This window comes from Moraxella sp. I5G (assembly GCF_055193055.1).
In genome coordinates this window covers 15,961-29,342 of the sequence record NZ_JBUXLH010000015.1, presented here as the reverse complement: position 1 = coordinate 29,342, position 13,382 = coordinate 15,961, and the positions used below count along the sequence as shown (strand labels likewise).

Here is a 13,382-nt window from a genome sequence, read left to right as displayed (position 1 = left end):
TTGTTTATTAGAAAGTTCTAATAAACATCTTTACCGCAGCTTATTTTTATGCTTTTGCAAGTGATTTTATTATTATTTTGATTCTTGATATGATAAATCTCGCCCCTCAAATTTTCCTAAAACCGCTCTTTCATTTTCATTCCATGGCTGTTTTTTCATCGATTTATCAGTACGTACAATCACCGCTTCAGCTTTGGCAGCAACAGCATTTTGGTGCTTGCTAAACATCAAACATTCAAGTTCAAGACTGGTATTACCTAATTTTTTAATACGCACACCAATCAATAACGTATCAGGATAACAGACAGGTTTTAGGTATTGGCAACTAGAATAGGCTAAAATTGTCAGTAAATCAAAGCGTCCATTCATAAGTCCAGTTGCTTGAAAATAACCAATACGCGCTGATTCAGCGTAACGATAATAAGCCACATTATTGACATGATTAAAAGCATCCATCTCTCCCCACGCCACAGGTTGGACGTGAATAAATGGATATTCTTTTAACAACTCAGGTTTTTTATAATCCTGTTGATGATGGGTGTCATGTATTATGGTATCAAAAGCCATTTTATTTCCTTTTTATGGATTTATATAAAATTTAAAATCATATCATAACCAACACCAAAGATGAAGAAAATTGCTTTATGATATAATGGCTTTTTAAAACTTGCCTACAAATTTTCAATCCATTGAGAATCTTATGAATAGCCGTACTGACGCATTAAAGCAGCCCTTTCCTACACTTTGGGTAATGATGATGGGTATGATGATTGCTATTGGTCCTTTAGCAATTGACATGAATTTACCAGCACTTCCTGGTATGGCAAAAGACTTTGGTGTCAGTGTTGCTGAAGTTTCTCGCTCCATTCCATTTTATTTTATTGGATTGGTTATTGGTCAGCTGATTTATGGTCCATTATCTGACCGTATTGGTCGGGTTAAACCCATGTATATTGGCATGAGTATTTTTGTGGTTACGTCCATCATTTGCTCAATGACAACGCACGAAATGACATTATACATTTCAAGAATCTTTCAAGCCTTAGGAGCGTGCGTAACATCGGTTGTTCCAAAAGCAGTCATTCGTGATAAATTAAATCCTATTCAAGGCGCAAAAGCCTTTAGCCTTATGATCTTGGTGATGGGAATTGCACCCATTTTAGCGCCCAGTCTTGGAGCTGCGATTTTGTCTATAGCAAGTTGGCAAGCGCTGTTTTGGTTTTTGGCTGCTTACGGCGTACTCAATCTACTTTTAACGCATTTTTTCTTAGAAGAAACACTTGCTTTGGAAAATCGCAACACCAAACCCATCAGTCAAACTTTTTTGGGTTATTGGGATTTACTAAAAGACAAAACGTTTATTTTGCCTGCTGTAGCTGGCGGTTTATTGCAGGGGTCATTTTTTATTTATTTATCCATCGCCAGTGATTTATTTATGGTTAATTATGGTTTATCACAAAAACAATTTGCCATCGCTTTTGGAGCAAATGCTTTAGGATTTATCGCATTAACCCAGGTCAATCAGTTTTTGACCACACGTTTTAGATTGGTGCAATTATTCCGCTTTGGGGCAATGATGCAGCTTGTTTCTGGTGTGGTATTATTATCTTTAGGTATATTACTAGGTGGACAGGCTAACTTTACGTTAGTGTATATTGCACTGTTTTGCTGTATTTCAGGATTGGGATTAACTCAGCCTAATGCCACCGCCATTGCTCTGGCTTTTCAAAAAAAACGTGCAGGGATGGCGTCAGCCTTGCAAGGCTCACTGCAATTTTCAGTGGGAGTTTTTGGCGGTTTATTACTGAGTTTATTTAATACCAGTCCTGTTGTTAAACTTGGTATCAGTGTCACACTTTTAGTATCTGTTGGTACATTTTTAGCATTTTGTTTGGATAAAACATTGGATTTGTCCCAAATGGATTAAATTTTTTTAATACGCAAAAAAATAAACATCACCAAGAAAATCAATGCTAATTTAAAACTAAAAATAGTGTTAGTTATCAATAAAATAAACAGCTTATCTTTTTTTGAATCGTATTCTTGATTGATATGATGATGATTATCATAATAATCTAATAAAACCCCGTTTAAAAACACTGTTTTTTGTGTATTAACTAAAATCCTTACTTTTTTTATATCTAATTTTTTATTAATCAAATCATTTGTGCATATCTCTTCAAATCCATAACAAGACAGCCAGTATTCATCAGAATCGGCTTCTAACTTAATTTTCTTTCACCTTTATTGGGCGCAATGACCAAAATTGTCGCTTTCTCAAAGTTTTTTTCTTCTTCATGAAAATTAAATCCATAAGGCATGGCATAAATCACACTCAAAATAATACAAATGAAAAATGCCATTAGACAAAGATGGTAATATTTAAACTTCATAGACAAATCCTCTTTAATTAGACTTAATTGTTTATAAAGGTGTTATCATAAGATAGTGACAATTGTTGAAATTTTTTTGAGCCAAACATCAAATTTTTTCCCAATTTATTCCAAAGCGCGCCAAATATTTTCGCAAGCGATCGCTGTCGTTGGTGGTTTTTCGCTTGTTGCGTGACACATCAAATAACGCTCTTCCCACTTCCGCTAGACTGCCATTATTAGCCTTATAATGCCGACAAATTTGAAGTACTTTTTCAAGTTGAATTTTGTCAAAAACATCCAAATTAGCTGGAATAATGGATACAATTTCATCATTATTTTGCATGCAATTATCGCCATGCCATAAATGATTTAATCGCGTAATTTCTTTTTTAACAATTGCTTGAGTAATAAATCCTTGTTGATTTAAGGTTGCCATACGCAAAATACTGGCGGACAAATCCCGAAAATTACCTGACCAAATTGCCCTACTTGATAGTGCAAACTCCAAATAAAGCTGATAAGCCAACTTATCAAATTGCACTTTTTGTCCAACTTCTGTACTTGCCAAAATCAGTTGGTGGTCAATGTTGGGGGCGATATCTTCTTTACGGTCAAACAACTTGGGTAAGTGATATTGCCAGATATTGATTCGCGCATATAAATCAGCACGAAAACGCCCTGCCGATACTTCTGTTTGCAGATTTTTATTCGTGCCAGCAATTAATATAAAATCTGATGATACGGGTTTATCCAAACCTAAGGGGTAAAACTGTTTATCCTCAATAGCTTTTAGCAGCATTGCCTGCTCATCTAGTCCAAGTTCACCAATTTCATCTAAAAACAGCACGCCCTTATCAGCAGATTTTAGATAGCCATCTCGCCCCAAAACCGCTCCAGTAAATGCGCCCTTGCCATGACCAAACAGCGCACTCATCGCGCCATCGCCTTTTAATGTAGCGCAATTTACATCAATTAGCTGTCCACTGATTAAATGTCGTGCTTTTTTAAGCTCGAAAATTCTTTTGGCTAACAATGACTTACCAACGCCTGTTTCGCCCATTAATAAGATTGGTGCTGATGAATTCATCGCCACTTGTTGTATTTCAGCTATCATGTGATTAAACGCAAGATTTTTGGTGGCGATGTTGTTTTTTAGATATTTTTGAGCGTCATTTTTAACTTGCGCCAATCGTTTGGCAATATTATCATAACGAGTTAAATCCAAATCAATTAGTTCAAACTCACCTAAATGGGTGGTTGAATCTTCGGTTTTTTTAGGTGGGGCAGTTTGTAACAGTACACTGGGAATTTGTCTGCTTTCTACCAATAAAAATAAACAAATCTGCGCAACGTGAGTTCCTGTGGTAATGTGTGTCCAATATTGATAAGTTTGGGTATCAAAAGGATAGACCGCCGCCCAATCGGATAGTTTTTCATACACTTCACTAAAATCCCAAGGATTATCTAAATCCATCGGAATAAGATTTACACTGGTATTGGGTGAAATTTCAGCGATGTCTTGTTTGATTTTTTCACCAAGTGTAACAAACTTATCCGCCACAAACAGTTCAACAACATCAATTGAAGTGCATTGATTAATGTCTACGTTAGGTCGCCATCTTTTCCAACGTTTTTTTCCAAGACCTGCATCCAATACTGTACCCAAAAAACTTATCATCACCGTTTTTTTAGTTAGGTTTTTAGTCAATTTATTCATAGCTTATTTTATATAAATGAAATAAAAATTAGAAAATAAGCTAGTATTTTAACATAAATTTTATAAGGTTATTTTATAAAAAAAATAAAAATTTCTTTAATTTTCAAATAATTAATAAAATTTTTATCATTATTTTATAAAATGGTATAGCCATTGCTTAAGATAACTTATTCATTTTATTAATCCATTGATTGTGAGAGACTATGCAACAATTTATCTTAATTCGCGGTCACCAAGGCTCTGGAAAATCTACCTTTGCCAAAGAAACAATTTCTCAATTTTTGCAAAAATTCCCAGACGCACTGATTGTTCATGTAGAAAATGACCTTCTTTTAACAGATGAACATGGTAATTATTACTGGACGCCCGAAAGACTGGATAAAGCGGCAAATCAGGGCATGACAATGATGAAAAATGCCTTTAAATACGGTAAAGAAAATCCTAATAAAAATGTTTTGGTGATTAATTCAAACACCAATCAAAAAATTAGTTTGTGCAAACATCTTTTGGCGCTAGCAACTAAATATCATTTTAAAAGCACGGTCTATCGTTTGCATAATTTTTTTGAAAATATCCATCATGTTAAAGAAGCTGAGGTTTTGGCTGCCTACATTCGTTTGGATAAAAATAAACTCAAAGATGAGATCGATGTAGTGCCCATTAGACCAATGACTAAAGAAATTCGAGAAAAAATTGAACAACTTAGAATTTTTGATAAAAAACCATTAGAATACAATAGTCAAAAGCATACATACATCAGTGATGAATATCTGGCTTTTAATTATGGTAATTTTACTGCCAAATATTCTAAAAATTATCCTGATTTAAAAGTATTAAAATACGCTCGTAAAGTGTTTTATAACAATAATTTTGATGACGCTTTATTAGAAATGCGCGGTCTTGTTATGGATAAAGCCAATAATATCATCGTTCGTCCATTTAAAAAAGTATTTAATTACAGTGAGCGCATTAGTAAAACCAGCAAATACCCCATTGATATTGACGATAATCATTTGGTGAATTTAGTGGTTAAAGTCAATGGTTTTTTGGGTGTGTGTACTTATGTTGATTTAGATAAAAATCACGACAGTTTTGATCGTGATTTTAACCATCAAGTTTTATACTCCACAACTGGTTCATTAGACAGTGATTTTGCTAAAATGACTAAAAATCATTGTCAAAAGTATGAATCCTTATTTAAACAATATCCCAACCATACATTTTTATTTGAGATTACTGACAAAAACGATGTTCATATCATCAAAGAAGATTTTGGGGAAACTCTAATTGGTGTGATTAATGTCAAAACTTCTGAACAATTTAGCGAAGAAAGATTAAATCAAATTGCTGATGATTTTAATCAATCGCAAAAAGAACTGGTCTTAAAAAGACCACAGATGATTTGCAATATAAGTTTTAAAGAGGCAAAAACCTTATTAAAAACTGTCAAACATGAAGGTTTTATGGTTTTTGATAGTCATACCAAAGAGTTGTTATTTAAATTAAAATCCCCCTTTTATTTGGTTTCTAAATTTTTAGGAAGAAGCAATGAAGAAAGCATTAATAGAAAATTGAATAAAAACCACGTTGATGAAGAATATTACCCTTTGATTGACCACATCAAAGAAAATAAAGATATTTTTAATCAATTGTCTGAACTTGATAAAATTACCTTTATCCAAAATTTTTTGGAAAAAATTTAACTAAGCACTAGGTTTTAATATGATTTATTTTACTTCGGATTTACATTTTTCCCATAAAAATATTATTAAATTTTGTCCAACCTTTCGCCCAAAAGACATTAATCTGATGAATGAATTTTTAATCAATCAATGGAATAGTGTCGTGGGTGATGACGATGTTGTTTATAATTTAGGCGACGTGTCGTTTTCTCATCACAAACAAGAAATTTTGGATGTGTTGCTGCAATTAAAGGGGACGCATCATTTGATTTTAGGCAATCATGACGATGTTATTCGACAAAACACACAAACGTTTTTAACGACCAAAAAAGCCTGCGGCAAGCCTGCACTATCATCCATTACAGAGTATGGCAAAATTCGTCTCAACCAAGATAAATATAAACGTACCCTAATTTTAAGCCATTACCCAATGATAGAATGGGAAGGTTGTCATAAAGGCTGGTATCATTTATATGGGCATCTACACGACCGTTTGGCGGCCGTCAAAGGACGAGCTTTAAATGTAGGATTTGATTTACATGGACGATTATTGAGCTTGGATGATATTGATAATTTTTTGGCAAATTTACCGTTAGTAAATCACTTTAATGTTGATGAAATGCCTTTAACGTCGCCTGATTGTGATAAAACCGCCAAACAAATCAAAAACTGGCTTACAATGATGAATGCTGAGCAATAAACACCAAAACACACTCAACAGTCATAGTTCAAGGCTAAAAATAGTTAGAATAGAAAAAGCCAGTTAATTTCTTAACTGGCTTTTTTCCAAATTTATGTAAAATAAATTTTATGAAAAATCTAAGCAGGGGTAGCTGGACTCGAACCAACGAATGTCAGGATCAAAACCTGATGCCTTACCAACTTGGCGATACCCCTATGAGTGCAGAATTATACCAAAAAATTTTTAGATTGCAAGTTTTTTTATTAAGTTTTTTAATTCTTTTAACGAAGTTTTAAGGTCATTAACCCCAAAACCACCAAAACAATGCATACAATCCAAAAACGAATGACAACTTTGGTTTCTTTTAATCCCATTTCTTCAAAATGGTGGTGTAAAGGCGCCATCAAAAAAATACGTTTTTTGCGCAGTTTATACGAACCTACTTGCAAAATTACCGATAAAGCTTCAGCAACAAAAATTCCACCCATAATCACAAAAGCAAGCTCTTGACGGGTCATGACTGCCATTGTACCAAGCATACCGCCAAGTGACAACGCTCCAACATCGCCCATAAAGACATCAGCAGGAGCGGCATTAAACCACAAAAATCCTAAACCAGCTCCAATCATAGATGCGCAAACTACCACCACTTCTGTGTTATAGGTAATGTAAGGCACATTAAGATAAACAGACCATTCAGCGTGCCCTGATGCATAAGCAAACGCTCCTAATCCAGCTGCTACCAAGACGACTGGTAAAATGACCAGTCCATCCAAGCCATCGGTTAAATTGACCGCATTGGATGAACCATTAATGGTAAAGTAAGTCAAAACCATAAAACCAATACCATAAGGGATGGCTGATAATGGAATAATCCAATCTTTAAACATAGGAATCAGCACGTCTTGCATGGCATTCATTGTAGTAGGACTTTGTTTGGTAGCAAGATAATACAAACTCCCGCCTGCTAAAATTGCCCCAACCGATAGCCAAAAATATTTTTTACGAGCAACCAAACCTTGTGGGTTTTTATGTTTTATTTTTAGCCAGTCATCACGCCAGCCAACCGCTCCAAAAATCACCATCACCGCCATCAAAATCCATACATAAGGATTGGATAAATCTGACCATAATAGCGTACTGATTCCAATTGCCGCTAAAATCAGCACCCCGCCCATCGTTGGAGTGCCTTGTTTTACCAAATGGGTTTTGGGACCATCATCACGAACAGCTTGACCGTATTTTAAATTTCTAAGGTAGGCAATAACTGGTTTGCCCAGCATTAATACAATTGCCAAACTGGTAATAACCGCCAAAAGACTTCTTAAAGCAAGCGAAGCAATGGTTTCACTTCTTAAAATATCTAAATAATCAATGAGCCAATATAACATAAATCACTCGCTTTTTTGAGTAGAGCAGGTTAAATCATGAATTAAGGTTTCCATACGCATGGTGCGTGAGCCTTTAAACAACACAACAGAAGGTTCTGCCAATAAAGATGTTAGATGTGATAACAAAGCCTGTTTATTATCAAAATGAGTGCTTAGGTCAGCTCGAAGCTGATTTGCTGCATCTGTGCAATGACGCATCAGTGGTCCTAACGTTAAAATTTTATCTATAGGTAGCTCGGCCAAATCCGTTCCTAGTTTTTGGTGTTCTAAAACTGCCATGTCACCAAGTTCAGCAATATCACCTAAAACCAAAATTTTTTGTTTGTCTTCACCAATTAACACCTGAGCAGCTGCCAACATTGATGTTGGATTGGCGTTATATGTATCATCAATCAGCCAATGGTTGTCAAATTGAATGCGTGTTAAACGTCCTTTTGGGGGGCAGGCGTTTTGTAAACCTGTTTGAATCAGTTGCAAGGGCACATTCAGCGCCAAAGCTGCACTTGCCGCCGCCAACGCATTGGTAATATTATGTTCACCAATAAAGGGTAACTCAACAACTACACTGTCAATTTTATCCACTTCAAAACTACATACCAGTTCAAACGTGCTATGTGTATTGTTTAAAACCACATCGTCAGAAAATACATCGCCCATTACCAAAACATTATCTATGTCAGCAAATTCTGCTTGCGCCTCTGGACTAAGTAAATCAAAATCTACTGCCTCAGCGGTTGGAACGGTGGTCTCCCCAAAAGTAATTAAATTAGAGGTAAATTTTTGAGCTTCTTGGCTTAAAAACTCAAAAAATTTATCACCAAACGGCAAAACTGCCACGCCATCTTTGGTTAATGCTGAATAAATTTCCGCTTTAGCTTTGGCAATGCTTTCTTGACCGCCAAACTCGCCCAAATGTGCCGTGCCAATATTGAGCACACATGCCACATCTGGACGCACCAAACTGGCAGTATAAGCGATTTCACCCAAATGGTTTGCGCCAAGCTCAAGTACAGCAAATTTATGTTCATCACTAAGCTCAAGAAGCATCATGGGCACGCCCAAATCATTATTGAGATTGCCTTTGGTAATCAAAGTGGGTGCTATTTGATTAAAAATTGAACCAATCATTTCTTTGGTGGTAGTTTTACCGCTAGAACCTGTCAGTGCAATTACCGTTAAATCAGGATGTTGGTCTCGGCGATATTTACCAAGTTTGCCCAGTGCCAATCTCGTATCATCAACCAATAACTGGGGGATATCGGCATTAACTAGACGGTTTACAATGACAGCGGCGGCGCCATTTTTTAAAGCGGTTTCTATAAAATCATGTCCATCAAAATTATCACCTTTTAAAGCAACAAAAACATCACCAACCTTAATTTTTCGGGTATCGGTGGTGATGTGTGTGCTACTAAAATCAGTGGTTAAATTATGCCAAGCCCCGCCAGTTGCTATTAAAAGCGCTTGGCTTGTCCAGTGATATAAACGCATAAACGATTCCAATTTTACTTCTAAATGATTAATTTTTATAAAATTATTGATAAACAAATATTAAAATAATGAATTAAACCACAATGAGTATTTATAACTAAAACTTGCAACCTACTTAATTGGTTTGGGTGTATTGCTGTATGATTTTTACATCATCAAAATCATAACGAACCCCATTAATTTCTTGATAGGTTTCATGACCTTTGCCAGCAATTAATACAATATCATCAGCCTTAGCGTGTTTAATGGCATACAAAATCGCTTCTTTACGGTCAGGAATGATTTGGGTCTTATAATGGTCATCACAGGTCATACCAACCTGCATGTCATTTAAAATTGCCAGTACATTTTCACTTCTAGGATTATCAGCGGTTAAAATAACTTGGTCAGCATAATCCAAACCTGCCTTAGTCATCTGTGGGCGTTTGCCCTTATCTCTGTCGCCACCACACCCAAAGACAGCCCATAAATTTCCAGTGCAATGAGCTTTTAAGCTGGTTAAAACCTGAACCAATGCATCAGGAGTGTGCGCATAATCGACAATAAAACAGCCAAAATTGGCAGGCGTTGCTACTCTTTGCATGCGTCCACGAGCCCCATGTAATTGGCGAATAATATCTGGTAACTCTTGAAATTTGTTAGGATAAATTGCTAAAAAGCCAGCAATGCTTGCCAGCAAATTAGCGACATTAAAATGCCCCAATAAAGGACTGTGAAGCTTGATGGGATTAGCATCAAAAGGAGTCTTAAGTTCGAAGGTTGTGCCATCAAGGCTTGGGGTGATATTTTGAGCAAAAAAATCAGCTTGAGAATCTTTTAGGCTGTATGTCCACACAGTCATAGCAGAATGTGATAAATTTTCAGCCAGTTTTTGACCAAAAGTATCGTCTATATTGATGATAGCATGATGTAGGTGCGTAAAATAGGTGTTATCAAATAATTTAGCTTTAGCCGCTGCATAGCAGTCCATATCCGTATGGTAATCCAAATGGTCGCGAGAAAGATTACTAAAAATTGCTACTTGGACTGGCACGCCTTGCAAACGATGTTGATGCAGTCCATGAGAGCTGGCCTCCAAAGCAACCATACCCACATGTTGTTTTGCCATAGCGTATAAAAATTCATGAACTTTAATCACTTCACTTGTGGTATGTGTTGATTGGGTTAAATTTCCAATACGTCCATTGCCTGCTGTTCCCATAATCGCTGATGGCGTATTTGATAATTCGCCAAGCTGAGCAATCAGCTGACTGATGGTGGTTTTACCATTTGTACCTGTAACTGCAACAATCTTAGGTAAAGAAATCTCTTGTTGTTTTTGCAAAAATGCAGCGATAAAATCCCCCAATACCAAACGCAAATTTGGTATGTATACAATTGGCATGGGTGCGTCATCAATATCCATTTCTGCTTTGGAAAATTCAGACAATACCGCGGCGCTAGAAAGCGGAGTAATAAATGCTTTGGCTTTGTCTTTGATGTCAGGATTGACAGATAACAAAGTAAAAATTTCACCATTTTTAACCGCTCGGCTATCGCTACAGATGCCTGTGATGGGTAAGTGTCTGATTTTTTGCCAATCATCTGGAGCAATATGACTGGCTAAAATCGATTCAAAATCAGCAAAAGTAAATGTGGTCATCTTTTTTCCTTTTAATGATGATTATTGGCAGTTTATCAATTTTTTGCTTATCAATATTGACAGATTTTATTGATTAATTTTTATTGACATCTAAAGGTTTATCAAAAGGTACATTATAAAGTCTTAAGGTTTCTTTCATAACTTTAGCAAAAACAGGCGCAACCGTCTTACCTGCGTATTTATCCTTTTTAGGGTCTTCGACTAAAATGACTACAGCAAAACGTGGGTTTGATGCTGGTGCTAACCCTGCAAAAATATTACGGTATTCATTTTGACTGTATTTACCTTTAACAATACGCCGACTGGTGCCTGTTTTACCTGCAACATGATAACCATTAATAGCAGCTGACGGGGCAGTACCTCCTTCTTCCGTTACCGCTTTCATCATCATAACAATAGCTTTGGCATGCTCTGGGCTGATAACAGGAACGGGTTTGGGTCTTTCTTCATCTTTGATAATGCGCAGTGGATTTAAAACGCCATTATTACCAAGAGCAACATAAGCTTGAGCAAGTTGAGCAAGGGTAACCTGCTGCCCATAACCATAAGCCATTGTTGCTCTAACGCCTGTATTGGTTGGATTTTTTAATACACCTGAACTTTCAGCGTGCAGGTTTAAATGGGTTTTTTTGCCAAAACCAAAGCTTCTTTGCATCTCTGCAATGCCGTTATTAGGCAAAGCTAAAGCAATTTTCACACTGGCAACGTTGCTGGATTTTTGGATGAGTTTACTCATCGTTATCACGCCGTAATTTCCTGCATCTCTAATTTGACGATCACCAATACTAATTGAGCCAGGTGATGTATTGATGGGGGTATTGACGTTAAATTTGCCCGATTTTAAAGCAGCAGCAACGGTAAAGGGTTTCATCACTGAACCGGGTTCAAAAACATCCGCAACCACGCGATTTCTTTCATTAAATGCGGTGCGGTCATTAAGGTTATTTGCATTAAATGAAGGCCAAGAACTCATGGCAACCACATCGCCTGTTTGTACATCAACCACAATACCCGAACTTGAACGAGCTGACTGCACCCGTCCAAGCTCAGATAAAGCTTCAAATAAGATATATTGTAAGCGAGAATCCAATGTCAATGTGAGGTTTTTACCATCAACTTTTGGTGTGATTTCTTTGAGTTCTTCCACTGACTTTTTGCCAGCAATAAAAGTTAAAATTTTCCCTGATTTTCCCGCCAAAGTTTCTTGATGACTTTTTTCTAAACCCGATATACCAACGTATTGAGGTTTTTGATTTTTATCAGCTTTATCACCCATATACCCCAATATTGCTGCATTTGGCTCAGGTTGTAAATAAAATCTTTGAAAACGTTTTTCTTCTGAGATACCAGGAATCTTTAAAGACAATAAAGGCTCTGCCATTTCTGGTATGACTTTATTCATTAAAATCAAGCGACGGGAATTCTTGCCTTCTGGTAGTGCCTTTTTGACCTCTTCTAAATTTCTAACATCAATGTTCGTTTTAAGATTAACCAATTGAGCCAATTCATTATAAGGAATTTTGGTTAATGATGAAATTTTAGCCAAATCCATATTTTCAAGCTCTTGGGTAAATCGCGTCTTTTGTTTTTCATCTTGGGTAGATTGCAGCAATTTTCGTTTTTGATAATAAGTTTCAGCATACTGATGAGCATCAAAAATCACGGTCGTCAAAGGCGCACTGGCGGCTAATGGCACACCATTGACATCCAAAATCATGCCTCTTTGCGTAGTTAAAACTTGTCGCGAAGTAATAAAACCATCTGCTTTTTGAACATAAAAATCAGCATTAATCACTTGTAAATCAAGCGCTCGTTTGGCAAGCATAAAAATACAAATAGCCATTATTACCCAAATCAACCGAAAGCGGTTAATATCATGCAAACCGCCCATTAAGGTAACACTTTTTCTATCCCTTCGGATTTTTTTACGTCCAATTTTATCGGTTTGTTTGTCAAGACTGCCGATTTGTTTTAATTTTTCAGCAAGTTTTTTGGATTTATTATTATGACTCATGGCTTGCCCTCATTGGTTTTGGAGGGTTGTTCTGATTCTAGATTAATCACTTGTTTATTGTTTTTGGTAGGAAAAAACATCCCCAATTCATCAACAGAACGCTTAACAATTTGCGAGGTGGCACTAAAGGTCTGCTGCTCAATATATAAACGCTGCTCTTCAATCAACAAGTTGTCATGTTGTTTTTTTAATTCTTGTAAATGATGATAAACTTGATGACGTTCCTGGGTCTGAATAACAATAGATATGCCCGTCATCAAAATCAATACTGAACAAAACACTAAAATCAACCAATACAACCCGATCGGGTCTTTGACATTTGAAAAATCAGAATCTTCAGTTACCAATTGGTTTATTTTATGTTTTTTCATAAGATGGGTCATCTGTT

Annotated in this window: 11 protein-coding genes and 1 tRNA gene; 3 read left to right on the top strand and 9 right to left on the bottom strand. The window is 36.2% G+C overall.

The features are described 5' to 3' along the window. Window positions 1-72: 72 nt before the first annotated feature. Window positions 73-567, bottom strand: coding sequence for an acyl-CoA thioesterase (locus ACZBKJ_RS08445; protein WP_463200587.1), 495 nt, complete (start codon window positions 565-567; stop codon window positions 73-75). 133 nt (window positions 568-700) lie between these two features. Between ACZBKJ_RS08445 and ACZBKJ_RS08440 the strand changes: the two genes are divergently transcribed. After that, entirely contained in the window at window positions 701-1,927 is a 1,227-nt protein-coding gene (locus ACZBKJ_RS08440) for a multidrug effflux MFS transporter (protein ID WP_463200586.1), read from the top strand. Between the two features lie 295 nt (window positions 1,928-2,222). Here the strand turns inward: ACZBKJ_RS08440 and ACZBKJ_RS08435 are convergent, their stop codons facing one another. Together ACZBKJ_RS08435 and rtcR are read right to left on the bottom strand one after the other, a co-directional pair. After that, complete coding sequence (locus tag ACZBKJ_RS08435) at window positions 2,223-2,393, bottom strand: hypothetical protein (protein WP_463200585.1); 171 nt, start codon at window positions 2,391-2,393, stop codon at window positions 2,223-2,225. A gap of 88 nt (window positions 2,394-2,481) precedes the next feature. After that, window positions 2,482-4,092, bottom strand: a complete 1,611-nt coding sequence (gene rtcR / locus ACZBKJ_RS08430; RefSeq protein WP_463200583.1) for an RNA repair transcriptional activator RtcR — start codon at window positions 4,090-4,092, stop codon at window positions 2,482-2,484. A 203-nt stretch (window positions 4,093-4,295) separates the two neighbouring features. Here rtcR and ACZBKJ_RS08425 point away from each other — a divergent pair, with 203 nt between their 5' ends. After that, a complete protein-coding gene (locus ACZBKJ_RS08425) occupies window positions 4,296-5,795 on the top strand; it encodes an RNA ligase (protein ID WP_463200582.1) in 1,500 nt (499 codons plus the stop codon). Between the two features lie 19 nt (window positions 5,796-5,814). Continuing rightward, window positions 5,815-6,474: a phosphoesterase gene (locus ACZBKJ_RS08420; RefSeq protein ID WP_463200581.1), complete on the top strand. Its 660-nt coding sequence runs from the start codon at window positions 5,815-5,817 to the stop codon at window positions 6,472-6,474. A 124-nt stretch (window positions 6,475-6,598) separates the two neighbouring features. Here the strand turns inward: ACZBKJ_RS08420 and ACZBKJ_RS08415 are convergent. The 6 genes from ACZBKJ_RS08415 to ftsL all read right to left on the bottom strand — a co-directional run bounded on the left by ACZBKJ_RS08415 (window position 6,599) and on the right by ftsL (window position 13,377). Further along, window positions 6,599-6,671, bottom strand: a tRNA-Gln gene (locus tag ACZBKJ_RS08415). Window positions 6,672-6,737: 66 nt separating this feature from the next. Beyond that, the gene (mraY, locus tag ACZBKJ_RS08410) at window positions 6,738-7,847 is read right to left on the bottom strand and encodes a phospho-N-acetylmuramoyl-pentapeptide-transferase (protein WP_463200580.1); all 1,110 of its coding nucleotides are present in this window, start codon (window positions 7,845-7,847) and stop codon (window positions 6,738-6,740) included. Between the two features lie 3 nt (window positions 7,848-7,850). Beyond that, window positions 7,851-9,338, bottom strand: a complete 1,488-nt coding sequence (locus tag ACZBKJ_RS08405) for a UDP-N-acetylmuramoyl-tripeptide--D-alanyl-D-alanine ligase (protein ID WP_463200579.1) — start codon at window positions 9,336-9,338, stop codon at window positions 7,851-7,853. A gap of 115 nt (window positions 9,339-9,453) precedes the next feature. Continuing rightward, complete coding sequence (locus tag ACZBKJ_RS08400) at window positions 9,454-10,980, bottom strand: UDP-N-acetylmuramoyl-L-alanyl-D-glutamate--2,6-diaminopimelate ligase (protein WP_463200578.1); 1,527 nt, start codon at window positions 10,978-10,980, stop codon at window positions 9,454-9,456. A gap of 73 nt (window positions 10,981-11,053) precedes the next feature. Continuing rightward, complete coding sequence (locus ACZBKJ_RS08395; RefSeq protein WP_463200577.1) at window positions 11,054-12,994, bottom strand: peptidoglycan D,D-transpeptidase FtsI family protein; 1,941 nt, start codon at window positions 12,992-12,994, stop codon at window positions 11,054-11,056. Next, window positions 12,991-13,377 (bottom strand): cell division protein FtsL, encoded by a 387-nt coding sequence (gene ftsL, locus ACZBKJ_RS08390; protein ID WP_463200575.1) that lies wholly within the window; start codon window positions 13,375-13,377, stop codon window positions 12,991-12,993. The genes ACZBKJ_RS08395 and ftsL overlap by 4 nt, the downstream gene beginning before the upstream one ends. Window positions 13,378-13,382 lie beyond the last annotated feature (5 nt).

Excerpts from the sequence above, each read along its gene's own strand:
- ACZBKJ_RS08400 (WP_463200578.1), bottom strand. The coding sequence starts at position 10,980 with ATGACCACATTTACTTTTGCTGATTTTGAATCGATTTTAGCCAGTCAT.
- rtcR (WP_463200583.1), bottom strand. The coding sequence starts at position 4,092 with ATGAATAAATTGACTAAAAACCTAACTAAAAAAACGGTGATGATAAGT.
- ACZBKJ_RS08420 (WP_463200581.1), top strand. The coding sequence starts at position 5,815 with ATGATTTATTTTACTTCGGATTTACATTTTTCCCATAAAAATATTATT.
- ACZBKJ_RS08445 (WP_463200587.1), bottom strand. The coding sequence starts at position 567 with ATGGCTTTTGATACCATAATACATGACACCCATCATCAACAGGATTAT.
- ACZBKJ_RS08395 (WP_463200577.1), bottom strand. The coding sequence starts at position 12,994 with ATGAGTCATAATAATAAATCCAAAAAACTTGCTGAAAAATTAAAACAA.
- ftsL (WP_463200575.1), bottom strand. The coding sequence starts at position 13,377 with ATGACCCATCTTATGAAAAAACATAAAATAAACCAATTGGTAACTGAA.
- ACZBKJ_RS08405 (WP_463200579.1), bottom strand. The coding sequence starts at position 9,338 with ATGCGTTTATATCACTGGACAAGCCAAGCGCTTTTAATAGCAACTGGC.
- mraY (WP_463200580.1), bottom strand. The coding sequence starts at position 7,847 with ATGTTATATTGGCTCATTGATTATTTAGATATTTTAAGAAGTGAAACC.
- ACZBKJ_RS08435 (WP_463200585.1), bottom strand. The coding sequence starts at position 2,393 with ATGAAGTTTAAATATTACCATCTTTGTCTAATGGCATTTTTCATTTGT.
- ACZBKJ_RS08440 (WP_463200586.1), top strand. The coding sequence starts at position 701 with ATGAATAGCCGTACTGACGCATTAAAGCAGCCCTTTCCTACACTTTGG.
- ACZBKJ_RS08425 (WP_463200582.1), top strand. The coding sequence starts at position 4,296 with ATGCAACAATTTATCTTAATTCGCGGTCACCAAGGCTCTGGAAAATCT.